We start from the raw sequence: 22,238 nt of genomic DNA, 5'->3' as shown, positions 1-22,238 counted from the left end.
GGACACCCCGTGGCCGACCGCCGCCCCGACAAGAAGAGGGCACCCCGCAAGTTCGCCAACCCGCTGGGCGACCTGGACTACGTCGACTACAAGGACGTCGACCTGCTGCGCCGGTTCATCTCCGAGAAGGGCAAGATCCGCAGCCGCCGCGTCACCCGGGTCACCGCCCGCCAGCAGCGGCTCATCGCCGCCGCGGTCAAGAACGCCCGCGAGATGGCCCTGCTCCCCTACCCCGGACCGCAGTCCGCCCGCTGACCCCGAAGGAGTCCACCATGTCCCGTATCTGCCAGGTCACCGGCAAGGCGCCCGCCTTCGGCCACACGATCTCCCACTCCCACCGGCGCACCAAGCGCCGCTTCGACCCCAACATCCAGACCAAGCGGTACTGGCTTCCCAGCGAGCAGCGGTTCGTCAAGCTCAGGGTGAGCACCAAGGGCATGAAGGTCATCGACGCCCGGGGCATCGAGCGCGTGGTCGCCGACATCCGCGCCCGGGGGGAGAAGGTCTGATGGCCAAGAAGAGCAAGATCGCCCGCAACGAGCAGCGCAGGGCCGTCGTCGCCCGCTACGCCGAGCGCCGCGCCGAACTCAAGCGCCTCATCAAGAGCCCGCACACCGACGAGGACACCCGCGCCGCCGCCGCGGCCGAACTGCGCCGCCAGCCGCGCGACGCCAGCGCCACCCGCGTGCGCAACCGCGACTCCGTCGACGGCCGCCCCCGCGGCCACCTGCGCAGGTTCGGCCTCTCCCGCATCCGCTTCCGCGAGATGGCCCACCGCGGCGAACTGCCCGGCGTGACCAAGTCCAGCTGGTAGCCTCCGCCGCCCCGCGGTCCGGGCGCCCCCGTCCGCTCCTCCTCCTCGCGGCGGGGGCGCCCACCGGACCGTGTTCCCGCGTCCCCCTCCCACCGGGGACGTACGCCCTCTACTATGACAACCGTTGTCATTTCCATAACGTGGCGCGACCGCGCCCCGACCCTCCAGGAGCACGGGTGTCCCCGACCCCAGCACCCCCGCTGACCGCACCACCGCCCACGGCACCCGCACACCCCGCCGGCCCGCGCTGGCTCACCACCCCCGCCGGCACCGCCACCGCCGCCGCCGTCCTGGCCCTGCTCCTGGCCGCGTCCACCCTGCCCGCCATCGGCCTGGGCACCGCCCTGGTCCCGCCCGCCGAGACCGCCCGCTACCTGTGGGCCGCCCTCACCGGCGGCACCATCACCCCCGACGAGGTCACCCGCTACCAGATCATCTGGAACATCCGCACCCCGCGCGTCCTGCTGGCCGCCCTCGTCGGCGCCGGCCTGGGCGCCGTCGGCGTCGCCGTCCAGGCCCTGGTCCGCAACCCCCTCGCCGACCCCTACATCCTCGGCGTCTCCTCCGGCGCCTCCGTCGGCGCGGTCACCGTCGGCGTGCTCGGCGCCCTGGCCGCTCTGGGCCCCTACGCCGTCTCGGCCGGGGCGTTCGCCGGAGCGCTGGCCGCCACCCTGCTGGTGCACCTCATCGCCCGCACCGCGGCCGGGATCACCCCGCTGCGCCTGGTCCTGACCGGCGTCGCCCTCTCCTTCGGATTCCAGGCCGTCATGAGCGTCATCGTCTACCTCGTCCCCGGCAACGAGGCCACCTCCACCGTCCTGTTCTGGACCATGGGCGGGTTCGGCGCCGCCACCTGGGGCTCCCTGCCCGTGGTCGCCGTCCTGGTCCTGGCCGGACTGGCCGTCCTGCACTCCCTGGCCCGCCGCCTGGACGCCACCGCCCTGGGCGACGAGACCGCCGCCAGCCTGGGCGTGGACACCGACCGGCTGCGCCGCGTCCTGTTCCTGGTCACCGCCCTGATGACCGGGGCGATGGTCGCCGTCAGCGGCGCCATCGGGTTCGTGGGCCTGGTGGTCCCGCACGTCGTGCGCATCCTCGTCGGCGCCGCCCACCGGCGCGTCCTCACCGTCGCCCCGCTGGCGGGGGCGGTCCTCATGGTCTGGGTGGACCTCGTCTCGCGCACCGTCGCCGCGCCCCGCGAGCTCCCGCTGGGCGTGCTCACCGCCCTCATCGGCGTCCCGGTGTTCCTCGTCCTCATGCGCCGCCGCGGCTACCTGTTCGGAGGCCGCTGATGCGGTTGAGCCTGGACGGCCTCACCGTCGCCATCGACGGCGCCACCCTCGTGCACTCCCTGTCCCTGGACGTCCCCGACGGCTCCGTGATCGGCCTGGTCGGCCCCAACGGCTCGGGCAAGTCCACCGCGCTGCGCTGCGTCTACAGGGCGCTGCGCCCCACCGGCGGCACCGTCCGCGTCGGCGGCGACGACCTGGCCTCGCTCAAGCCCCGCGAGGGCGCCCGCCGGGTCGCCGCCCTGACCCAGGAGAACGGCAGCGACCTCGACTTCACCGTCGCCGAGGTCGTGGCCCTGGGCCGGGTCCCGCACCAGAACGGCAACGGGCCGCTCACCGCCCGCGAACGGGAGCTGTGTGCGAACGCCATGGACGCCATGGACATCGCCCACCTCGCCCACCGGGGCGTGCTGACCCTGTCCGGCGGCGAGCGCCAGCGCGTCCTGATGGCCCGCGCCCTGGTGCAGGAGCCCCGGGTGCTCGTGCTCGACGAGCCCACCAACCACCTGGACGTGCGCCACCAGATCCACCTCCTGTCCCTGCTGCGCGAGGTCGGCGCCACCACCCTGGTCGTCCTGCACGACCTCAACCTGGCCGCGGCGGCCTGCGACCGGATCGGCGTCCTGAGCGGGGGACGGCTGGTGGCCGCCGGCGCCCCCTCCGAGGTGCTCACCCCCGACCTGGTGCGCGAGGTGTTCGGCGTGGAGGCGACCGTGGTCCCCCACCCGCTGACCGGCGCGCCCCAGCTCCTCTACCGGCTCACCCATCAGGAAGGCACCCCGTGAACCACCCTCCCCTCCCCCTGCGGCCGCTGGCCGCCGTGTCCCTGGCCCTGGCGGCCCTGGCCGCCACCGGCTGCGGCGCCCGGGTCGAAGAGGACCCCGCGCAGGCGGGCGCGGCGCCCGAGACCGCCACCGTGAACCGCTGCGGCGAGGAGGTCGAGTACACCACCCCGCAGCGCGCCGTGGTCTACGAGGGCGGCAGCGCCGACAAGATGTTCGCCCTGGGCCTGACCGACCACGTGCACGGCTACGTGATGCCCCCGGCCAACCCGCCGGTCACCGAGTCGCCCTGGGCCGACGAGTACGCGCGGGTCGAGTTCCTCAGCGACGACCTGCTCAACCGCGAGCTGGTCGTGGACGCCGAGGCCGACTTCGTGGTCGCCGGGTGGAACTCCGGGTTCAGCGACCAGCGCGGGATCACCCCGGAGATCCTGGACGGGCTCGGCATCCAGAGCTTCATGCACACCGAGTCGTGCTTCAACTACCCCGGCTTCCCCGAACGGGTCACCCCGTTCGAGGGGCTGTACACCGACCTGGAGCGGCTCGGGGCCATCTTCGGCGTGGAGGACCGGGCGGCGGAGCTGGTCGCCGACTACCGGGCCCGGGTCGAGGCGGTCCAGGAGCAGGCACCCCAGGGCGACCCGGTGCCGGTGTTCCTCTACGACTCGGGCACCGACCAGGCGTTCACCGCCGGGTCCCAGGTCCCGCCCAACGACATCATCCGCTTCGCGGGCGGGGAGAACGTCTTCGGCGACCTGGACGAGCGCTGGACCCAGGTCGGCTGGGAGGCCGTCGTGGAGGCGCGGCCCGAGGTGGTCATCATCCTGGACTACGGCGACCAGCCCGCCGAGGACAAGATCGCGTTCCTGAAGGAACTGCCCGCGCTGTCCGACGTCCCGGCCGTCGCGGAGGAGAACTTCTTCGTCCTGGACTACAACGAGGGCATCTCCGGGCCGCGCAACATCGACGGCCTGGAGAAGTTCGCCGAGTACCTGCGCGAGCACACCGCCTGACCGGACCCGGCGCCCTCCCCGCACCCCCGCCGGGGAGGGCGCCGCCCCCTCCCGCCGCGCTCCGCCGCACACGCCCCCGGGCGCCCCGGTGTTCCCCCCGGTGTCCCGGTGTTTCCCCCCGGGGCGCCCGGGTAGTGGCCCGCCCACGACGGAACGAAGCACCTGCGGCCACGAGGAGGGGGCATGAAGGCTGTCGTCTGGAACGGCACCCGCGACGTGCGCGCCGAGACGGTGCCCGACCCGCGGATCGAGGAGCCCGCGGACGTGATCCTGCGGGTCGGCAGCTCCGGGCTGTGCGGCTCCGACCTGCACCTGTACGAGGTCCTGGGCCCCTTCATGCACGAGGGCGACATCCTGGGGCACGAGGCCCTGGGCACCGTCGAGGAGACCGGCCCCGGGGTGACCTCGCTGGCGCCCGGCGACCGCGTGGTGATCCCCTTCCAGATCTCCTGCGGCCACTGCGCCATGTGCGAGAGCGGCCTCCAGACCCAGTGCGAGACCACGCGCGACGACGACCAGGGCACCGGCGCCCCCATCTACGGCTACAGCTCCCTGTACGGATCGGTCCCGGGCGCCCAGGCCGAGTACCTGCGCGTGCCCCGGGCCGAGGCCAACGCCATCCCCGTCCCGGCCCAGGGCCCCGACGAGCGGTACCTGTACCTGTCCGACGTGCTGCCCACCGCCTGGCAGGCCGTCCGCTACGCCGACGTCCCGCCGGACGGCTCCGTGGCCGTCCTGGGGCTGGGGCCCATCGGCGACATGTGCTGCCGGGTGGCCCGCCACCTGGGCGCGGGCCGGGTCTTCGGGGTGGACCCGGTGCCGGAGCGGCGCGCCCGCGCCGCCGCCCGCGGCGCCGAGGTGTTCGACCCCTCCGACGGCACCGACGGCCTCATCGGCGAGATCCGCGAACGGACGCGCGGCCAGGGGCCCGACGCCGTCATCGACGCCGTCGGCCTGGAGGCGCAGGGCCACGGCTCGGCCCGCCTGGCCCAGCGGCTCACCTCGTTCCTCCCCAAGGGCGCCGCGGCCAAGCTGATGGAGACCGCGGGCGTGGACCGGCTCGCGGCCCTCCAGACCGCCATCGAACTGGTCCGCCGGGGCGGCACCGTCTCCGTCATCGGGGTCTACGGCGGCACCGCCGACCCGCTGCCGATGCTCACCATGTTCGACAAGCAGATCCAGCTCCGCATGGGGCAGGCCAACGTGCGCCGCTGGGCGCCCGACATCCTCCCCCTGCTCGACGACAGGGACGTCCTGGGGGTGGAGGACTTCGCCACCCACCGCGTCGCCCTGGACGACGCGGCCGACGCCTACGCCATGTTCCAGGCCAAGCGGGACGGGGCCGTCAAGGTCGTCTTCCGTCCCTGAACACCGCGCCCGCGCACGACACCCGCACCACGACACGCACACGAGGGAGGTGGGTCCCATGCCCGGGACCCGGGAACTGCCCGACACGCTGCGCAGGTCCTCCAAGAAGGCCCAGCGCACCTGGATCAAGGCCCACGACTCGGCCGTGGACCAGTACGGCGAGGGCGAACGCGCCCACCGGGTGGCCATGGCCGCCGTCAAGCACTCCTTCGAGAAGGTCGGCGACCACTGGGAGGCCAAGGACGGCAAGGGTGCCTCCGACTCCCGCGCCTCCGACCCCGGCGCGAAGAACCGCAAGGGGTCCAAGGGCACCGCCGGGGGTGTGGACGCCAACGCCAGCAAGGACCACCTGTACGAACAGGCCCGCCGCCTGGGCGTCCAGGGGCGCTCCAAGATGACCAAGGCCGAGCTGGTCGACGCCCTGCGCAAGGAGAGCGGCACCCGCACCAAGCGCGCCCGCGGCTGACCGGCACCGACCCGCGGGGGCCGCGCACCGACCGCGGCCCCCGCACCCCAGGGGGAGACATGACGCAGAACGTCGCCGACCACCTGCTGCGCCGGCTGTCGCAGTGGGGCGTCACCAAGATCTTCGGCTACCCCGGTGACGGGATCAACGGCCTGGTCGCCCAGATGGGCCGCCTGCCGGAGGGACCCCGCTTCGTCCAGAGCCGCCACGAGGAGATGTCGGCCTTCGAAGCCGTCGGATACGCCAAGTTCGGCGACGGGCCCGGCGTGTGCCTGGCCACCGGCGGCCCCGGCGCCATCCACCTGCTCAACGGCCTCTACGACGCCAAGCTGGACCGGGTCCCGGTCGTCGCCATCGTCGGCCAGGCCGACCGCACCGCGCTGGGCGGCTCCTACCAGCAGGAGGTGGACCTGCACTCCCTGTTCAAGGACGTCGCCGCCTACCTGGCCACCGTCACCGTCCCCGAACAGCTGCCCAACGTCCTGGACCGGGCCGTGCGCACCGCCCTGGGCCGCTCCGCGCCCACCGTCCTGATCATCCCCGGCGACGTCCAGGAACTGGACTACACGCCGCCCGAGCACGCGTTCAAGCATGTGCCCTCCAGCGCGCCCGACCGCCTCCACGAGCACCCCCGGACCCTGCCCCCCGTCCACGCGCTGGACCGGGCCGCGCAGGTCATCGACGCCGGGGAGCGCATCGCGATCCTCATCGGCCAGGGCGCGCGGGGAGCCGGCCAGGAGGTCCTGGACCTGGCCGACGCCACCGGCGCCGGCATCGCCAAGGCGCTCCTGGGCAAGGACGTGCTCCCCGACGACCTGCCCGAGGTCACCGGCAGCATCGGCCTGCTGGGCACCCGCCCCTCCTGGGAGCTGATGCGCGACTGCGACACCCTGGTCATCGTCGGCTCCAACATGCCCTACACCCAGTTCCTGCCGCCGTTCGGCCGCCGGGCCGTGCAGATCGACACCGACCCCGGCGCCATCGGCATGCGCTACCCCACCGAGGTCAACCTGGTGGGCGACGCCAAGGCCACCCTGCGCGCGCTCCTGGAGCGCCTGGACCGCCCCGACGAGCTCACCGGGCCGCGCCGCCGCTGGCGCACCTCCATCGAGGAGGGCGTCGCCCGCTGGTGGGACGTCCTGGACGCCCAGGCCCGCATCCCCGCCGACCCCGTCAACCCGATGCTGATCGTGCACGAACTCTCCCTGCGCGCGCCCGACGACGCGGTGATCACCGCCGACTCCGGGTCCGTCACCAACTGGTACGCGCGCCTGCTCAAGATGCGCGCGGAGATGCGCGGCTCCCTCTCGGGCACGCTGGCGACCATGGGGTGCGCCGTCCCCTACGCCATCGGGGCCAAGTTCGCCCACCCCGACCGGCCCGCGATCGCCCTGGTCGGCGACGGCGCCATGCAGATGAACGGGCTCATGGAGATGCTCACCGCGCGCCGCTACCACGAGCTGTGGGACGACCCCCGGCTGGTGGTGTGCGTCCTGCACAACAACGACCTCAACCAGGTCACCTGGGAGCTGCGCGCCATGGGCGGATCGCCCAAGACCCCGTTCTCCCAGGACCTGCCGGAGCTGTCGTACGCGGCCTTCGCCGAGCAGGCCGGGCTGGTAGGCATCACCGTGGACGGCCCCGACGGCGTCGGCCCGGCCTGGGACCGGGCCCTGGCCGCCGACCGGCCGGCCCTGATCGACGTCCGCTGCGACGCGGACATGCCGCCCATCCCGCCCCAGGTGGACCGCGAGCAGCTCGTGGACACCGTCAAGGCCCTGCTGTCGGGCGACCCCGACCGGCGCGGCGTGGCGGTCCGGGGCCTGGCCGCCAAGGCCCGGGAGTTCTTCCCCGGCAGCGGCTGACCGCGCCGGCCGGGCACACCGCCCGGCGGCACGGGGGCACCGCCGGACACGAAGGGGCGGGGCGGACCGGGTCCGCCCCGCCCCCCGCGCGCGGTCAGCCGGCCTGGATCTCGCCGCCGGTCGGCGCCAGCGTCTCCCCCGTGTAGTACGACGACAGCCGCCCACTGGCGAAGAACACGTAGGAGGGCGCGATCTCGTCCGGATCGGCCGCCCTGCCCATCGGCGCCTGCTCCCCGAAACCCTCGGCCCCCTTCTCCCCGAGGGTGGCGGGGATGAGCGGCGTCCACACCGGCCCGGGTGCCACACAGTTCACCCGGATACCGCGGTCCATGAGGGCCTGGGAGAGCGACAGCGACAGGTTCATCACCGCGGACTTGCTCGCCGCGTAGTCGATGAGCGTGTCGTTGCCGCGCAGCCCGTTGATCGACCCGGTGATGATGATCGACCCGCCCTCGGGGATGTGCGGCACGGCCTCGCGCACCGTCCAGAACACCCCCATGACGTTGACGTCGAACGTCCGGCGCAGCTGTTCGGTGGTCAGGTCGGTGATGTCCTCCACCGGCGCCTGGGTGGCGGCGTGCTCGACCAGGATGTCGATCCCGCCGAGCTCCTCCACCGCGCGCTCCACCAGGTGGGAGCAGTACGACTCGTCGGCGAGGTCGCCGCGCACCCCCACGGCGCGCCGCCCCTGCTCCTGCACCAGGCCCACCGTGTGCTGTGCCTCGGCGTCCTCGCTGAGGTAGCCGAACACCACGTCGGCCCCCTCCTTGGCGAAGGCCACCGCGGTGGCCCGGCCGATGCCCGAGTCGGCTCCGGTGATCAGGGCCCGCTTCCCCTCCAGCAGCCCGCTGCCCCGGTAGTCGCGCATCTCGTCGCGCGGCCGGGGATCCATCGGCTCGGTGCGCCCCGGATAGGGCTGGCTCTGCGCCGGCGGACGTTTCTCGGTCATCACCGATCCCCCCTCTCCTCTTCCCGCGTGCCACTGCCCGGTTCCCCCGCCTTCACACATGGCCCGGGCGGCCGCCCGGGCCGCCGGGAGCCCGCCCGGGCGTACGGGCGTGTCACGCGTTTGCCCGGGGCCCGAACCGGTCAGTGGCCCCCGGACGGAGCCGGAGGCCACGGCTGTGAGCAGGGGGTACAGATGAACGACGAGACGCGCGACGCCAAGGACCGGGCGCTGGACGCCGCCCGTACCGATTCCGAGGGTCCGCTGACCACCGACACCGGCGTACGGGTGGAGGACACCGACAACTCGCTCTCCGCCGGCACGCGCGGGCCGACACTGCTGGAGGACTTCCACGCCCGGGAGAAGATCACCCACTTCGACCACGAGCGCATCCCCGAACGGGTCGTGCACGCCCGCGGCGCGGGCGCCTACGGGCACTTCCGCCCCTACGAGAGCCTGTCGGACGTGACCGCCGCCCACTTCCTGAGCGGCCCGGACGTCGTCACCCCGGTGTTCGTGCGCTTCTCCACCGTCGCCGGGTCGCGCGGCTCGGCCGACACGGTGCGCGACGTGCGCGGGTTCGCGGTGAAGTTCTACACCGAAGAGGGCAACTACGACCTGGTCGGCAACAACATGCCCGTGTTCTTCATCCAGGACGGGATCAAGTTCCCCGACTTCGTGCACGCGGTCAAACCCGAGCCGCACAACGAGATCCCGCAGGCGCAGTCGGCGCACGACACCCTGTGGGACTTCGTCGGCCTCCAGCCGGAGACCACCCACATGATCATGTGGCTGATGTCGGACCGGGCGCTGCCGCGCAGCTACCGGACCATGCAGGGGTTCGGGGTGCACACCTTCCGGTTCGTCGACCGCGCGGGGCGGGGCACGTTCGTCAAGTTCCACTGGAAGCCGCTGCTGGGCACCCACTCCCTGGTGTGGGACGAGGCGCAGCGCATCCAGGGCAAGGACCCCGACTTCAACCGCCGCGACCTGTGGGAGTCCATCGAGCGCGGGCAGTTCCCCGAGTGGGAGCTGGGCGTGCAGCTGGTCCCGGAGGAGGACGAGCACGCGTTCGACTTCGACCTGCTGGACGCCACCAAGATCATCCCGGAGGAGCAGGTGCCGGTCCGGCCGGTCGGGAGGCTCACCCTGGACCGCAACCCCGACAACTTCTTCGCCGAGACCGAGCAGGTCGCCTTCCACACCGCCAACGTGGTGCCGGGGATCGACTTCACCAACGACCCGCTGCTCCAGGCCCGCAACTTCTCCTACCTGGACACCCAGCTGCTGCGGCTGGGCGGCTCCAACTTCCAGCAGATCCCGGTCAACCGGCCGCTGGCACCCGTCGACCACAACCAGCGGGACGGGTTCGCCCAGCACCGGGTGCACCGGGGCCGGACCTCCTACTTCCCCAACTCGCTGGGCGGCGGCTGCCCCGCCCTGGCCGACGAGGGCGTCTACCGGCACTACACGGAGAAGGTCGAGGGGCACAAGATCCGCGAGCGGGCGGAGAGCTTCAAGGACCACTACTCCCAGGCCACCCTGTTCTACAACAGCCTGGCGTCCTGGGAGCGCGAGCACCTCGTCGCGGCGTTCCGCTTCGAGCTGGGCAAGTGCGAGGAGCCGGAGGTGCGCCGGCGGGTGGTCGCCAACCTCACCAACGTCGACCACGACCTGGCGGTGGCCGTGGCCCGGGGGGTGGGCGTGGAGGCGCCCGCGCAGGGGGCCTCGCCCAACCACGGGCGGTCCTCGCCCGCGCTCAGCCAGGCCGAGACGGCCTTCGGGTCGGTGGTGGGCCGCAAGGTCGCGATCCTGGTCGCCGACGGCGTGGACGCGGCGAGCGTGGAGGGGCTGCGCGAACCGCTGACGGCCGAGGGCGCCGTCGTGGAACTGCTGGCCGTCACCGACGGGACGGTGCGCACCTCCGACGGGGGGACCCTGGCCGTGGACCGTGCGCTGCCCACGATGTCCTCGGTGCTCTACGACGCGGTGGCGGTGCCCGACGGCGCCGACGCCGTCACGGCCCTGTCCGGGGACGGCATGGCCCGCCACTTCGTGCTGGAGGCCTACAAGCACCACAAGCCGCTGGCCCTGGTGGGCGCGGGCGCGGAGCTGGGGATCGCGCCGCCGCTGCCCGAGCACGCGGTCACCCCGGCGCAGCGGACCCGGGAGGAGCTGGGCGTGGTCGTGGCCCCGGAGGCCGACGGCACCTGCGCCGCCGAGTTCTCCCGGCTCATCGGGCTGCACCGCGTCTGGGACCGGCCCACCGACGCCGTCCCGGCCTGACCCCGCGCCCCGACCCACTACGAGGGGCCGCGCCACCCGCCGGCACGGCCCCTCCCCATGTCTCCCGTGCTCCACGCGTTCCCGTGCCCCCGGATTCCCCACGTCCCCGACCCCCGAGGCCCACGCGCCCCCGTGGCCCCAGGCTCCCCACGTCCCTCGTGACCTCCGTGGTCCCCGTGACCCACATGGGCCCCGAGGCGCGCAGCCCTTGGTGTCCGGCCCCGTGTCACGCGGCGCGCTGGGCCGCCTCCAGCTCCTCCTCCACCCGGGCGGGCAGGCGCCGGCGCCGGGCCAGCACGGCAGGGAGCCGGTACAGCGCCGCCGCCAGCGCGCGCCGCCGGACCCGGTCGGCCGGGCACCGGGCGGCGACCCGCAGCGTCCGGTCCCGGACGACCGCGGGCCTGCGGCGCAGCCACACCGTGAGCAGGGCGTTGCGCTCCTGGAGGACCGCCCGCCGCAGCCCCGGCGGGCGGTGCGGGGAGGGGTGGTGGCGGACCACGGCCCCGGGGAGGAGCCGCAGCTCCCACCCGGCCGCCGCCAGGTCCAGGGCCAGCAGCTCCTCCTCGCCGCCGAAGAACAGCAGCGGCTCGAACCCGCCGGCCTCCTCGAACGCGCTGCGCCGCACCACCGCGGCACAGGCCAGGAACCCCATGACCCGCGGCTCGGCCCCGCCCCCGGGCAGGGGCGCGCGCAGCTGGGCCTCGGTGACCGGGTCCGGGCGCCCCTGCGGCCCCACCCGGACGGCCGCGGTCACCAGCCCCCACCCGGGATGGGCGTCCAACGCGTCGGCGGCCGCCTCCAGGGAGCCCGGCTCCCACCACGAGTCGTCGTCGCAGAAGGCGACGTAGGGCGTGCGCGCCCGGGCCGCCCCCGCGTTGCGGGCCGCGCAGCCCAGGTTGCGCTCCCGGCGCAGGACCCGGACCCCGGGGAACCGCTCCCGCACCGCCGCCGCGGTGCCGTCCGAGGACCCGTTGTCCACGACCACGACCGGGGGCCGGGGCTCCAGCCCCTCCAGCCGGGCCAGCGTCCGGCACAGCTCGCGCACCCGGTCGCGGGTGGCGATCACCACCGTCACCCGCGGCCCCCGCCCGCCTTCCGCGGCCCGGCCCCCTCCGTCGGCCCCGCGGTCCCCGCCCGGCGCGGTGCTCACGGGTTCGACGCGACCGCCCTCCCCGAGCGGTTCCGCAGCTCCACGAAGTGGTCGATGGTGCGCCGCATCCCCTCGCGCACCCGCGTCCTGGGCTCCCACCCCAGGAGCTCCCGGGCGAGCCGGATGTCGGGCCGGCGGAACCGCGGGTCGTCCTCGGGGCGTTCGACGAACACGACCCCCGACCGCGTCCCGGTCAGGGAGGCCACCAGCCCCACGAGCGAGATCACGCTCAGCTCCTCGTCGCTGCCGATGTTGACCGGCCCGCGCACCCCGCGCCGGGCGCCCAGCGCCATGAGCCCGCGGACGGTGTCGTCCACGTAGCACAGCGACCGCGTCTGCCGCCCGTCCCCGGCGACGGTCAGCGGCCTGCCCTCCAGCGCCTGGTTGACGAAGGTGGGCACCAGCCGCCCGTCGTCGGCCCTCATCCGCGGGCCGTAGCTGTTGAAGATGCGCGCGATCCCCACGTCGGCCCCCCGGGCCCGGCCGTGGGCCATGACCAGCGACTCCGCGTACCTCTTGGCCTCGTCGTACACGCTGCGGGGCCCGACCGGGTTCACGTTGCCCCAGTACGTCTCCCGCTGCGGGTACTCCAGCGGGTCGCCGTACACCTCGCTGGTGGAGGCCAGGACGAACCGGGCCCCGCCCTCCTCCGCCAGCGCCAGGGCGTTGCGGGTGCCCAGGCTGCCCGCCTCCAGCGTCTCCACCGGCAGGCGCAGGTAGTCGGGCGGCGAGGCCGCCGAGGCCAGGTGGAACACGGTGTCCACCGGCCCCTCGACCTCGACCGGCCGGACGAGGTCGGCCTCCTTCAGCCGGAAGCGGGGGTGCCCGAACAGGTGCTCCACGTTGCCCGGGCGCCCGGTCGCGAAGTTGTCCAGGCACACCACCTCCGCCCCCTGCTCCAGCAGCCGTTCGCACAGGTGGCCGCCGAGGAACCCCGCCCCGCCGGTCACCACCGTCCTCCCCCAGTGCGTCACCGTCTCCACGTGCGTCTCCCTCCTCGTGCCGTCGGGCCTGGGACGTCCGGTCAGGGCCAGGAGACCTCCTGCGCGGGGCACACGACCATCTCGCGCACCTCGCACCCGGCCGGGCGGGTGAGGGCGAACAGGACGGCCTCGGCGACGTGCTCGGGGTCGTTGAGGGCGGCGTCGGGCCCGGGCCGGTACTGCTCGGGCCTGCCGTCGAAGAAGGCGGTGTTCATGCCCCCGGGGATCAGCAGGGTGACCCCCACCTGCCCGGCGGTCTCCGCCGCCAGCGCGCGGGTGAACCCCACCACCCCGAACTTGGACGCGCAGTAGGCGGTGGCGTCCCCCACCGCGCGCACCCCCAGGGTCGAGGCGCAGTTGACCACCCTCCCCCCGGAGTCGCGCAGGTGGGGCAGGGCGGCCCGGGTGACGGCGGCGGTCCCGAGCAGGTTGACCGCCAGGACCTTCTCCCAGTCGGCCGCGGGCACGTCGGTCAGCGAACCGCAGGCGTCGATGCCCGCGGCGTTGACGACGGCGTCGATGCGGCCGTGCCGCTCGACCACCCGCCGGACCGCCAGCTCCACCTCTTCGCGCTCGGCCACGTCGACCTGCTCGAACGGCACGTCCCCGCCGGGATGGCGGCGGTCGAGCACGATCGGCTTGCCGCCCGCGTCCTGTACGGCGCGGACCGTCGCCGCGCCCAGCCCGGACGCGCCTCCGGTGATGACGGTGTTCCCCAAGGAGACCATGTCCCCCTCCTCTCCCTGTCCTCCGCACCCGGTCCGGGCGCGGTTCACGACACGGCCTCCCGGCCGCGTATGCGCGTGATGATCCCTGTGGTGGACCGCCCCGGGATGAGCGGGACCGTGACCACGTCCCCGCCCCAGGAGCGCACCACCGGCGTCTCCGGCATCCGGGACGCCTCGTAGTCGCCGCCCTTGACCCACACGTCGGGCCGCAGGCGCGCCAGCTCCCGCACCGGGGTGGGGTCGTCGAAGATCCGCACCCCGTCGACGCAGTCCAGCGCCGCCAGCAGCCGGGCCCGGTCCGCCTCCCCCACCACGGGGCGGCCCTCCCCCTTGAGGGCCCGCACGGAGGCGTCGCTGTTGAGCAGGACCACGAGCCGGTCCCCCAGGCGGCGGGCGTACCGGAGCAGCTCCACGTGCCCGGCGTGCAGGATGTCGAAGCAGCCCCCGGTCGCCACCAGGCGCTCCCCGCCGCGGCGGGAGAGGGCTCCGGCCGCCCCCGTGAGCGCGCCGAGCGCCTCGGGGCCGCGCTCCCCCTCCGGGGCGAACGCCCCCGCCCCGCCGCCGGCGACGAACTCCGACGCCGCGGCCACCCCCACCCGGACGGCGGCGGCCTCGCCCCGCCCGTCGGCCAGGGCCGCCGCGCAGGCCGCCGCGAAGGCGTCGCCCGCGCCGCAGGGGTCGGACCCCCCTGCCGCGGGGACGGCGCGCACCCGCTCGCCCTCCCCCCGCGGATCGGCCCGGACCGCGCCGTCCTCCCCCAGGGTGACGGCCACGCAGCGGGCCCGCCAGGTGCGGGCCAGGTGGGCGGCCCGCTCCAGGGCCGCGCCGGGGTCGCCGTCCTCCACACCGGCCTCGGCGGCGTTGGGCGTCACCACCCATGCCCCCGGCACGGGCGGCGCCCCCCGGGGGTGGGGGTCCCACACCAGCGGGACCCGCTCCGCGCACGCGGCCAGCAGGTCGCGCACCTCCGGGCGCGACGTCAGCCCCCGGCCGTAGTCCGAGACCAGCACGGCGTCGGCGCCCGCCAGCGCACCCGCGACGGCGTCCCGGTCCACCGCCCCGTCGATCCGGCCGCCCCCGCCGTCCACCCGGGCGACGGTGCGGCCGTCCGCCATGATCCTCGTCTTGGTGGGGGTGCCGGCGGCCATGGGCAGGCCCACCAGGCGCACCCGCGCCCCCAGCACCCCGGCCAGGGTCTCGGCGGCGGCGTCCCGCCCGAGCCCCGTGACCAGGGTGACGGCCCGCCCGCCGCGGGCCGCGCGGTGGGCGGCCAGGGCCGCGCCCCCGGGCCGGTGGCGCGCGGCCGCGTCCTCCACTACCGGCGCGGGCGCGTCGGGGCAGTCCCGGTGGGAGGTCCCCCGCAGGTCGACGTCGAGCAGGGCGTCCCCCAGCACCGCGATCGTTCCCGCTGCGGAGTTCACGTCGCCCCCCTCTCCCGTGCGGCCGCCGCCTCCCGGGGCGAGGGCACCGACGCCGCACGCTCCCTCAGTCCCCGCTCCACCCCCGAACAGAACACGTGCACCAGGGCCAGGTGCACCTCCTGCACCGTGGACGTGTCGGGCGCGGGCACCGCCACGGTCTCGTCGCTGAGCGATTCCAGCACCGTGGGGCCGGGCCCGGTCAGCGACCAGCACAGCACCCCCAGCTCCCGGGCCGCCTCCGCGGCGGCCAGCACGTTGGCGCTGCTCCCGCTGGTGGACATGCACACCAGCAGGTCCCCGCTGCGGGCGTGGGCGCGCAGCTGGCGCTCGTACACCCGCCGGTAGCCGTAGTCGTTGGCGATGGCGGTCACACTGGAGGTCTCCGCGTGCAGGGCGATCGCCGACAGCGGCTCCCGCTCCCCCTCGAAGCGCCCGGTCAGCTCCGCCGTCAGGTGCTGGGCCTCGGCGGCGCTGCCCCCGTTGCCGCAGCCGAACAGGCGGTGCCCCGCACCGAGCCTGCCGGCGGCCAGGACGCCCCACTCCTCCACGCGCCCGGCGTCGGTCAGCTCCAGCGCCGCCGCCAGGGACCGCAGGTGGCCGTGCATCACTCCCCCTCCCCCCGCCGGACGGCGGCGATCGGCTCGGGCCGCTCCCTGCCGGGGAGCGGGACCGTGCGCGGACCCAGCAGCCCGCGGTAGCACTCCTCGCTGCCCCGGGCCACCTCGGCCCACGAGTACAGGGACCGGGCGCGCTCGGCGGCGGCCGCCCCGAACTCCGCGCGGGTCTGCGGGTCCGAGGCGAGCCAGGCGATCGCGTCGGCCGCCGTGCGCGGGTCGCGCTCGGGCGTCAGCAGGCCGGTCTCCCCGTGGACCACGGTGTCGAGGTGGCCGCCGACCCGGGAGGCGACCACCGGGACGCCGCAGGCCATGGCCTCGACCGTGGACATCCCGAACGGCTCGTACCAGGGCAGGTTCACGGCGATGTCGCACGAGCGCAGCAGCGCCGGCACCTCCGACCGGTCCACCGCCCCCAGGAAGCGCACCCGGTCGGCGACCCCCTCCCGGGCGGCGATCCCGCGCAGCCGCCCCACCTCCGGGTCCCGGTCCAGACGCCCCGGCGCGGGCCCGCCCGCCACCAGCAGCTCGGCGCCGGGGACCCCCGCCAGGGCGCGGATCACCGTGTCCACCCCCTTGCGGGGCACCAGGCGGCCCAGGCTGAGCAGGCGCACGCGCTCGCCCCGCGGGCGCGGGGCGGCCGGGCCCGCGGGGGTGAACCTGTGCGTGTCCACCCCGCACGGCACCACGGCGACCCGCCCCGGGGCGATCCCCCAGGACAGGAGTTCGCGCCTCTCCTCCGCCGAGGTCGCCACGACCAGCTCGCTGCGGGCGGCCACCGCCCGCTCGACCGGGATCCTCTCCCGCGGGCTGGTGTCGGCCGTGCCCTGGTGGCGCGCCTTGACCACCCCCAGGGCGTGGAAGGTCTCCACCACCGGCAGGCCGAGCCGCCCGGCCGCCTCCAGCGAGGCCTGCCCGCTCATCCAGAAGTGGGCGTGGACCACGTCGGGGCGGTCCACGCGCCAGGAGGCGCGCAGCCGCCGCGCGAACTCGCCCATGTAGGGGAGGAGTTCGTCCTTGGGCACCGGCTGCTCGGGCCCCGCCCGCACGTGCTCGACCCGTAGGCCCGGCCCCACCGACACCGTGTCGGGTCTGTGGACGTCGGTGCGACGCGTGTGGACGACCACCTCGTGCCCGCGTTCGGCCAGCGCCAGGGCCAGCTCGGCCACATGGACGTTCTGCCCTCCCGCGTCCTCGCCCCCGATCGCGGCCAGAGGGCTGGCGTGCTCGGAGACCATGGCGATCCTCATCCCGTCACCTCCTCGATCAACCGGTCCCAGTCGTCCAGGAACCTGGTGAGTCCGTAGCGGCGCAGCGCGGCCCGCCGGGCCTGCGCGCCGACCCGTTCGGCCAGCCCGGGGTCCTCGACGAAGGACCGGGCCGCCTCCGCCAGGAAACGGGGGTCGGTGGAGACCGCCCCCGCCCCGGCCGGCACCGCCTCGTAGGCCTCGGTCGCGCCGAGCGCGACCACCGGCAGGCCGAGCATCATGGCCTCGATGAGGGACAGCCCCAGCGAGGTCCACCTCGACGTGTGGACGTAGACGCTGGTCCGGGACAGCTCGTCGTGCATCAGCGCCTGGGGCAGGTCCTCGCGGACGCGGATGCGCCCCTGCGGGGTCCCCAGGTGCTCGGGGACGCCCTCCACCCCCATCCCGAACAGGTCCAGGGGGACCTCCTCGGCCAGGCCGGCGAGGAGGTCGGTGCCCGTGAACCGCCAGCGGCGCAGCGGCTCGTTGACGACCACCCCCGCGCGCGGCTCCCGGGCGACCCGCCGGTGGCCGGGGTCGGGGACCCCGTGCTCCACCACGCGCACCGGCGCCCGCCCGCAGTCCCACATCAGGGCGTTGAACCCGGTGACGTGCACGACCGGGATGTCGTCGCGGTCGGCGAGGGGGTGCCGGGTCAGCGGCACGTCCCCGCGCGGCGTGTTGTGTTCCACGTACACCGCGGGCACGTCCCGCCCCGGGACACGGCCCAGCAGCCGCTCGGCCAGCCCGACCTCGTGGGGGCGCTGGAGCACCACCAGGTCCGGCTCGCTCGCGCCCACCTCCTCCCAGGGCACCTCGCGGGCCCGGTCGGGCCAGTCCCAGGTGCGCGCACGCCCCCGGCCGTCGGGGCCCCGGTCCGGCGTCACCGGCAGCAGGAAGGTGTGCGCCCCCTGCACGAAGGCGGTGGTCCACGACCCGTGGACGTGCCAGAGCAGGATGCGGCGCCCGCGCACCGGCGCGCGCTCCCCCGCCGGGGAGGTCCGCTCCTCCCCATCGGTCACGGTCATCGGTCCTCCCGTATCTCGTCGACGGCGGCCAGAACGCTCTCGGGGGAGACACCGGACAGGCAGGGGTGGCCCGGCACCGGGCACACCCGCGCCCGGCTGCCCGCGCACCGGGCGCCCTGGTCCCCCAGGACCCGGACCCGGGAACCGCGCGGCGCCCACACGGCCGCGGGGACCACCGGCGAGAACAGGGACACCACGGGGGTGCGCACCGCCGCGGCCAGGTGGGCCGGCCCCGTGTTCCCGCACACCGCGGCCGCCGCCCGGGACAGCACCCCGGCCAGTTCCGGCAGGCGGGTGCGCCCGGCCAGGACCACCACGCCCGGGTCCCCGTGCGCCCGGGGCACCCGGTCGGCCTCCTCGGCCGAACCGGTCAGGACGACGCGGCCGCCGCGGGCGCGCAGCGCCGCCACGATCTCCCCCGCCTTGGACGCGGGGATCGCCCGGGCGGGGGCGTCGGAGCCGGTGTGCACCACCGTGTACCCGTCCGGCCCGGTGAGCCCCCGGGTGTCGGGCAGGGGCCCGCGCACCGCGGGCAGCCCGTCGTCGCCCGGCGCCGGCTCCATCCCGCAGGCCCGGACCAGGGAGAGCATCCGCTCCGTCTCGGGCAGCCCCTCCTCCACCCGGTGGCGGACGTCGAGCAGGCTCCCGGGGTAGTCCTCGCTGATGGCCCCGATCCACGGCACCCCGGCCATGCGCAGCACCAGCGCCAGGGGCAGCGGCGACTGGTGGAAGGAGGTGGGCAGGACCGCGCGGTCGATGCCCAGGCCGGCGAGCAGGCGCACCAGGCGCCGCACCCGCACCGGGTCCACCGGCGGCGGGTCGGCCGCGATCCACGGCACCGTGCAGGTGATCACCCGGTCCACGCCGGGCAGCATCCGGGCCGCACCGGCCCCGCGCGGCCCGGCCAGGTAGACGACCCGGTCCGCGTGCCGGGCCACGGCCCGCACCGCCGGGCCGGACAGCAGGACGTCGCCCATCCCGTCCGGGCGGGCCACCAGGACCGTGCCCGCCCTCACGGCGCACCTCCGCCGAGCAGCCGCACCACGGCGCCGAACGGGTCGGCCGCCGACTCGGGGGCCGCACGGCGCTCCTCCCCGCGCGTGGCCGCGGTGGGCACCAGGATCCCGCGCGCCCCGGCGGCCCGGGCCGCCTCCACGTCGGAGCCGATGTCGCCGATCACGGCGCACTCGTACGGGCGCACGCCCAACCGCTCCGCCGCCTCGCGCACCAGCCCCGGCGCCGGTTTGCGGCAGGCGCAGCCGTCGTCCTCCCCGTGGGGGCACACGCACCAGGCGTCGAAGCGGCCCAGGAGGCGCTCCACCCGCTCGTTGACCGCACCGACCTCCCGCTCGGTCAGCAGCCCCCGGGCGATCCCCGACTGGTTGCTGACCACCGCGACCGACAGGCCGCAGCGGACCGCCAGCTCCACCGCCCGGGCGGCGCCCGGGCGCGGGCGCACCCGGTCGGGGTCCCCGTTGTAGGGGACGTCCTCGATGAGCGTGCCGTCCCGGTCGAACAGGACCGCGCGCACCGCCGGGCGCCGGGACGCGCCCGCGTGGACCACCGCCCCCCGCAGCCGGTGCAGGCACGCCAGGGGCGGAACGGCCGCGCTGGTCACCGCCATGTCGGCGACCTCGGCGAAGGTCCGCGGCCCCGGGCGCACCCGCTCCAGGGCGAATCGTGCGGTGCGCCCCGCCCACCACAGCGCCAGCGCCCCGGCGGGGAGCCGGCGCCCGGCCAGGGCGGCCCCGACCGCCGCGGCCAGGACGGCCGTCGTCACCACGTGCCGCCGCAGCGCCCCGCGGCCCTCGCCGACCCGCCGCCGCCAGCCCCGCCCGTGCAGGCGGTCCATGAGCACGTCGTCGGCGTTGCCGCGCTGGGCGCCCAGGCTCCGCAGCCGGCCGCCCCCGCGCAGGGGGTGGACGCACACCCGGTCGCCCCACTCCAGGCGAAAGCCCGCGTCCACCACGCGCAGGGCCAGGTCGGTGTCCTCCCGGTAGGCCCGGCGGAACCGGACGTCGAAGCCGCCGACCCGTTCCAGGGCGGACCTGCGGTAGGCCATGTCCGCCGTGATCCACCGCGCCCCCGCCAGCGCCAGCGTGGCCCGCTCGGCGTCGGTGGGCGCGCGGCCCTCGGGCGGCGGGACGACGATCCGCCCCTGGACGCCGCCCACGTCCTCCGGGCGGCCGTCCAGGTCCTCGCACAGGCGCGCGGCCCAGTCGCCGGGCGGGGCGACGTCGTCGTCCAGGAACACGATCCACGGCGCCCGGCAGGAGTGCCACCCGGCCTGGCGGGCGGCCGCGGGACCGCGGCCGCCGCTGCCGAGCACGCGCAACCGCGGGTGGTCGGGCACCTCCAGCGGAGCGCCCCGCCCGAGCGGCCGGTCGTCGACCACCACGATCTCCCGCGGCGCCGCCCCCTCGGGCGCCTCCACCAGCGGCCGCAGCGCCCGCGCCAGGCTCTCGCGGCCCACCGTGGGCACGACCACCGCGTACTCCACGCGCGCGCTCACGCCGCCTCACCCCGGCGGCGGCGCACGAGGAACGGGCCGATGGCCAGCACGTCCACCGGCGCGGACCCGAAGCACTCCAGCGCGTCCCGGGGCGAGTCCACCATCGGCCGCCCGGCGGTGTTGAGGCTGGTGTTGACCAGGACCGGCAGGCCCGTCCGGCGCTCGAACTCCGACAGCAGGCGGGCGGTGAGCGGCTCGTCCGTCGCGGAGACCGTCTGCACCCGGGCCGTGCCGTCCACGTGGACGACCGCCGGGATGCGATCACGCCACTCCTGCGCCACCTGGTGCACGAAGAGCATGTACGGGCTGGGCAGGGGGCCGCCGAAGAAGATCTCCGGGGCCCGCTCCTGCGCCACCATCGGGGCCACCGGCCGGAACCGCTCCCGCCCCTTGACCCGGTTCAGGCGCTCCAGGTTCGCCGGGTCGGCGGGGTGCGCCAGCAGGGAGCGGTGCCCCAGCGCCCGCGGACCGTACTCCGAACGGCCCTGGAACCACGCCACCAGGGCGTTGTCCGCCAGCGCGGCGGCGACCGCCGCGGGCAGGTCCGCGGGGCGCTCCATGTCGACCTCGGCGTCGCGCAGCAGGGCGGCCAGCTCGTCCTCGTCCCAGGAGCGCCCCAGGTCCGCGCCGGGCATCGGCTGCGGGTCGTCGCCGGTCTTGGCCGCCACGTACAGCGCCCCTCCCAGGGCGGTCCCCGCGTCCCCCGCAGCGGGCTGGACCCACACGTCGTCGAAGGGGCCCTCGCGGAAGACCCGGCTGTTGGCGACGCAGTTGAGCGCGACACCGCCCGCCATGGTCAGCCGCCGCAGGCCCGTGCGCTCGTACGCCCAGCCCACGACGCCCAGGAGCGCCTCCTCCACGGCCTCCTGGACGCTCGCGGCCAGGTCGGCGTGCTCGGGCCCGGGCTCGGTACCGGGGCTGCGGGCGGGGGCCAGGGACTCCCAGGGCACGTCGCGGGCGCGCACCCGCCCCTCCCCCTCGTACCGCAGGTGCTCGCGGACCGCGTCGAGCATCGTCGGCCTCCCGTAGGAGGCCAGGGCCATCACCTTGTACTCGTCACTGGAGCGGTGGAAGCCCAGGTGCTCGGTCAGCTCCTCGTAGACCAGCCCCAGCGAGTCCGGCAGCGGCTGGCGGACCAGCACCTCGAACTCCCCGCCGGTGTAGGAGCCGACCAGGTGGGACCCGGACTCGCCCCGGCCGTCGGCGACCAGGACCACGCAGTCGCGGCGGCCCTCGAACGGGGGCGCCGCGAAGACCGCCGACGCGGCGTGGGCCACGTGGTGGGCCACGTGGACGACCCGCCTGCGGTCCAGCCCGGGCAGCGCCGACGCCAGGAAGTGCGGCGCCCGTTCGACGTAGAACAGACGCAGGTGCTCCCAGCGGGCGTCCTGCCCCGGCCCGTCGGGGTCGGCCAGGTCCGGGTGGTAGGAGTAGGTGACCGCGTCCAGGTCCCGCGGCGACAGCCCGCCCTCCTCCAGGCACCAGCGCATCGCCGCCACCGGCAGCTCCCAGGTGGAGAAGGGGACCGGCTCCTTCCCGTGCTTGCGGCGCGAGAAGCGCTCCTCCTCGGCCGCGGCCACCGTGCGGCCGTCCACGACCAGCGCTGCGGCCGGGTCATGGAAGACCGCGTTCACACCCAGGACACGCATTGCGGTTCCTCCCCCTCTCCACGGACCGGCGAGCCGATGCTCGACGCAAGCACTCGACTACCTGCGGGAACGGTCGC

At 75.7% G+C, this 22,238-nt stretch carries 21 protein-coding genes; 10 read left to right on the top strand and 11 right to left on the bottom strand.

Annotated features, from left to right (window positions below):
- The first annotated feature begins 9 nt into the window (after positions 1-9).
- The 9 genes from rpsR to ACFVNO_RS20125 all read left to right on the top strand — a co-directional run bounded on the left by rpsR (position 10) and on the right by ACFVNO_RS20125 (position 7,597).
- Positions 10-255 (top strand): 30S ribosomal protein S18, encoded by a 246-nt coding sequence (gene rpsR / locus ACFVNO_RS20165; RefSeq protein WP_355259490.1) that lies wholly within the window; start codon positions 10-12, stop codon positions 253-255.
- Between the two features lie 17 nt (positions 256-272).
- Positions 273-509, top strand: a complete 237-nt coding sequence (gene rpmB, locus ACFVNO_RS20160) for a 50S ribosomal protein L28 (RefSeq protein WP_220561467.1) — start codon at positions 273-275, stop codon at positions 507-509.
- Positions 509-814 (top strand): 30S ribosomal protein S14, encoded by a 306-nt coding sequence (gene rpsN / locus ACFVNO_RS20155; RefSeq protein WP_220561468.1) that lies wholly within the window; start codon positions 509-511, stop codon positions 812-814. The genes rpmB and rpsN overlap by 1 nt, the downstream gene beginning before the upstream one ends.
- 176 nt (positions 815-990) lie before the next feature.
- A complete protein-coding gene (locus ACFVNO_RS20150) occupies positions 991-2,106 on the top strand; it encodes a FecCD family ABC transporter permease (protein ID WP_378894597.1) in 1,116 nt (371 codons plus the stop codon).
- Complete coding sequence (locus ACFVNO_RS20145; protein ID WP_355259486.1) at positions 2,106-2,888, top strand: ABC transporter ATP-binding protein; 783 nt, start codon at positions 2,106-2,108, stop codon at positions 2,886-2,888. The genes ACFVNO_RS20150 and ACFVNO_RS20145 overlap by 1 nt, the downstream gene beginning before the upstream one ends.
- Complete coding sequence (locus ACFVNO_RS20140) at positions 2,885-3,898, top strand: ABC transporter substrate-binding protein (protein ID WP_378894593.1); 1,014 nt, start codon at positions 2,885-2,887, stop codon at positions 3,896-3,898. The genes ACFVNO_RS20145 and ACFVNO_RS20140 overlap by 4 nt, the downstream gene beginning before the upstream one ends.
- A gap of 183 nt (positions 3,899-4,081) precedes the next feature.
- Positions 4,082-5,266 carry an alcohol dehydrogenase catalytic domain-containing protein gene (locus ACFVNO_RS20135; protein ID WP_355259483.1) on the top strand — a complete coding sequence of 395 codons (1,185 nt, stop codon included), beginning with the start codon at positions 4,082-4,084 and terminating at the stop codon, positions 5,264-5,266.
- 58 nt (positions 5,267-5,324) lie between these two features.
- The gene (locus ACFVNO_RS20130) at positions 5,325-5,732 is read left to right on the top strand and encodes a ChaB family protein (RefSeq protein ID WP_355259480.1); all 408 of its coding nucleotides are present in this window, start codon (positions 5,325-5,327) and stop codon (positions 5,730-5,732) included.
- 59 nt (positions 5,733-5,791) lie between these two features.
- Complete coding sequence (locus ACFVNO_RS20125) at positions 5,792-7,597, top strand: thiamine pyrophosphate-requiring protein (protein WP_378894588.1); 1,806 nt, start codon at positions 5,792-5,794, stop codon at positions 7,595-7,597.
- Positions 7,598-7,691: 94 nt separating this feature from the next.
- On the opposite strand, the gene ACFVNO_RS20120 is transcribed toward ACFVNO_RS20125, so the two are convergent.
- Complete coding sequence (locus tag ACFVNO_RS20120) at positions 7,692-8,546, bottom strand: SDR family oxidoreductase (RefSeq protein ID WP_355259474.1); 855 nt, start codon at positions 8,544-8,546, stop codon at positions 7,692-7,694.
- A 192-nt stretch (positions 8,547-8,738) separates the two neighbouring features.
- Between ACFVNO_RS20120 and ACFVNO_RS20115 the strand changes: the two genes are divergently transcribed.
- Positions 8,739-10,829: a catalase gene (locus ACFVNO_RS20115; RefSeq protein ID WP_355259471.1), complete on the top strand. Its 2,091-nt coding sequence runs from the start codon at positions 8,739-8,741 to the stop codon at positions 10,827-10,829.
- 226 nt (positions 10,830-11,055) lie between these two features.
- On the opposite strand, the gene ACFVNO_RS20110 is transcribed toward ACFVNO_RS20115, so the two are convergent.
- From ACFVNO_RS20110 to ACFVNO_RS20065, 10 genes are all read right to left on the bottom strand, one after another.
- Positions 11,056-11,904 carry a glycosyltransferase gene (locus ACFVNO_RS20110; RefSeq protein ID WP_355259609.1) on the bottom strand — a complete coding sequence of 283 codons (849 nt, stop codon included), beginning with the start codon at positions 11,902-11,904 and terminating at the stop codon, positions 11,056-11,058.
- A gap of 71 nt (positions 11,905-11,975) precedes the next feature.
- Positions 11,976-12,962 carry an NAD-dependent epimerase/dehydratase family protein gene (locus tag ACFVNO_RS20105; protein WP_378894584.1) on the bottom strand — a complete coding sequence of 329 codons (987 nt, stop codon included), beginning with the start codon at positions 12,960-12,962 and terminating at the stop codon, positions 11,976-11,978.
- Between the two features lie 41 nt (positions 12,963-13,003).
- Entirely contained in the window at positions 13,004-13,690 is a 687-nt protein-coding gene (locus ACFVNO_RS20100; protein WP_355259468.1) for an SDR family oxidoreductase, read from the bottom strand.
- A 44-nt stretch (positions 13,691-13,734) separates the two neighbouring features.
- On the bottom strand, positions 13,735-15,111 hold the full coding sequence (locus ACFVNO_RS20095) for a PfkB family carbohydrate kinase (RefSeq protein WP_378894580.1): 1,377 nt from the start codon (positions 15,109-15,111) through the stop codon (positions 13,735-13,737).
- Positions 15,108-15,716 carry an SIS domain-containing protein gene (locus tag ACFVNO_RS20090; RefSeq protein WP_355259462.1) on the bottom strand — a complete coding sequence of 203 codons (609 nt, stop codon included), beginning with the start codon at positions 15,714-15,716 and terminating at the stop codon, positions 15,108-15,110. The genes ACFVNO_RS20095 and ACFVNO_RS20090 overlap by 4 nt, the downstream gene beginning before the upstream one ends.
- Complete coding sequence (locus ACFVNO_RS20085; RefSeq protein WP_378894577.1) at positions 15,716-16,975, bottom strand: glycosyltransferase; 1,260 nt, start codon at positions 16,973-16,975, stop codon at positions 15,716-15,718. The genes ACFVNO_RS20090 and ACFVNO_RS20085 overlap by 1 nt, the downstream gene beginning before the upstream one ends.
- Positions 16,972-18,000, bottom strand: coding sequence for a glycosyltransferase (locus ACFVNO_RS20080; protein WP_355259456.1), 1,029 nt, complete (start codon positions 17,998-18,000; stop codon positions 16,972-16,974). The genes ACFVNO_RS20085 and ACFVNO_RS20080 overlap by 4 nt, the downstream gene beginning before the upstream one ends.
- Entirely contained in the window at positions 17,997-19,016 is a 1,020-nt protein-coding gene (locus tag ACFVNO_RS20075) for a glycosyltransferase family 9 protein (RefSeq protein ID WP_355259453.1), read from the bottom strand. The genes ACFVNO_RS20080 and ACFVNO_RS20075 overlap by 4 nt, the downstream gene beginning before the upstream one ends.
- Positions 19,013-20,512 carry an HAD-IIIA family hydrolase gene (locus ACFVNO_RS20070; RefSeq protein ID WP_378894572.1) on the bottom strand — a complete coding sequence of 500 codons (1,500 nt, stop codon included), beginning with the start codon at positions 20,510-20,512 and terminating at the stop codon, positions 19,013-19,015. Before ACFVNO_RS20070 ends, ACFVNO_RS20075 begins: the two co-directional genes overlap by 4 nt.
- Positions 20,509-22,161: a carbamoyltransferase gene (locus ACFVNO_RS20065; protein ID WP_378894570.1), complete on the bottom strand. Its 1,653-nt coding sequence runs from the start codon at positions 22,159-22,161 to the stop codon at positions 20,509-20,511. Before ACFVNO_RS20065 ends, ACFVNO_RS20070 begins: the two co-directional genes overlap by 4 nt.
- Positions 22,162-22,238 lie beyond the last annotated feature (77 nt).

Origin of the sequence: Nocardiopsis sp. NPDC057823 (assembly GCF_042797335.1) — a bacterium.
Classification (GTDB): Bacteria; Actinomycetota; Actinomycetes; order Streptosporangiales; family Streptosporangiaceae; genus Nocardiopsis; species Nocardiopsis changdeensis.
The sequence above is the reverse complement of the archived record's forward strand: the minus strand, read 5'-3'. Positions and strand labels throughout refer to the sequence as shown.

Bases quoted from the DNA above. Each gene is read 5' to 3' on its own strand.
- ACFVNO_RS20100 (WP_355259468.1), bottom strand. From the start codon at position 13,690: ATGGTCTCCTTGGGGAACACCGTCATCACCGGAGGCGCGTCCGGGCTG.
- ACFVNO_RS20145 (WP_355259486.1), top strand. From the start codon at position 2,106: ATGCGGTTGAGCCTGGACGGCCTCACCGTCGCCATCGACGGCGCCACC.
- ACFVNO_RS20125 (WP_378894588.1), top strand. From the start codon at position 5,792: ATGACGCAGAACGTCGCCGACCACCTGCTGCGCCGGCTGTCGCAGTGG.
- ACFVNO_RS20065 (WP_378894570.1), bottom strand. From the start codon at position 22,161: ATGCGTGTCCTGGGTGTGAACGCGGTCTTCCATGACCCGGCCGCAGCG.
- ACFVNO_RS20120 (WP_355259474.1), bottom strand. From the start codon at position 8,546: ATGACCGAGAAACGTCCGCCGGCGCAGAGCCAGCCCTATCCGGGGCGC.
- ACFVNO_RS20090 (WP_355259462.1), bottom strand. From the start codon at position 15,716: ATGCACGGCCACCTGCGGTCCCTGGCGGCGGCGCTGGAGCTGACCGAC.
- ACFVNO_RS20085 (WP_378894577.1), bottom strand. From the start codon at position 16,975: ATGAGGATCGCCATGGTCTCCGAGCACGCCAGCCCTCTGGCCGCGATC.
- ACFVNO_RS20135 (WP_355259483.1), top strand. From the start codon at position 4,082: ATGAAGGCTGTCGTCTGGAACGGCACCCGCGACGTGCGCGCCGAGACG.
- ACFVNO_RS20115 (WP_355259471.1), top strand. From the start codon at position 8,739: ATGAACGACGAGACGCGCGACGCCAAGGACCGGGCGCTGGACGCCGCC.
- ACFVNO_RS20130 (WP_355259480.1), top strand. From the start codon at position 5,325: ATGCCCGGGACCCGGGAACTGCCCGACACGCTGCGCAGGTCCTCCAAG.
- ACFVNO_RS20080 (WP_355259456.1), bottom strand. From the start codon at position 18,000: ATGACCGTGACCGATGGGGAGGAGCGGACCTCCCCGGCGGGGGAGCGC.
- rpsN (WP_220561468.1), top strand. From the start codon at position 509: ATGGCCAAGAAGAGCAAGATCGCCCGCAACGAGCAGCGCAGGGCCGTC.
- rpmB (WP_220561467.1), top strand. From the start codon at position 273: ATGTCCCGTATCTGCCAGGTCACCGGCAAGGCGCCCGCCTTCGGCCAC.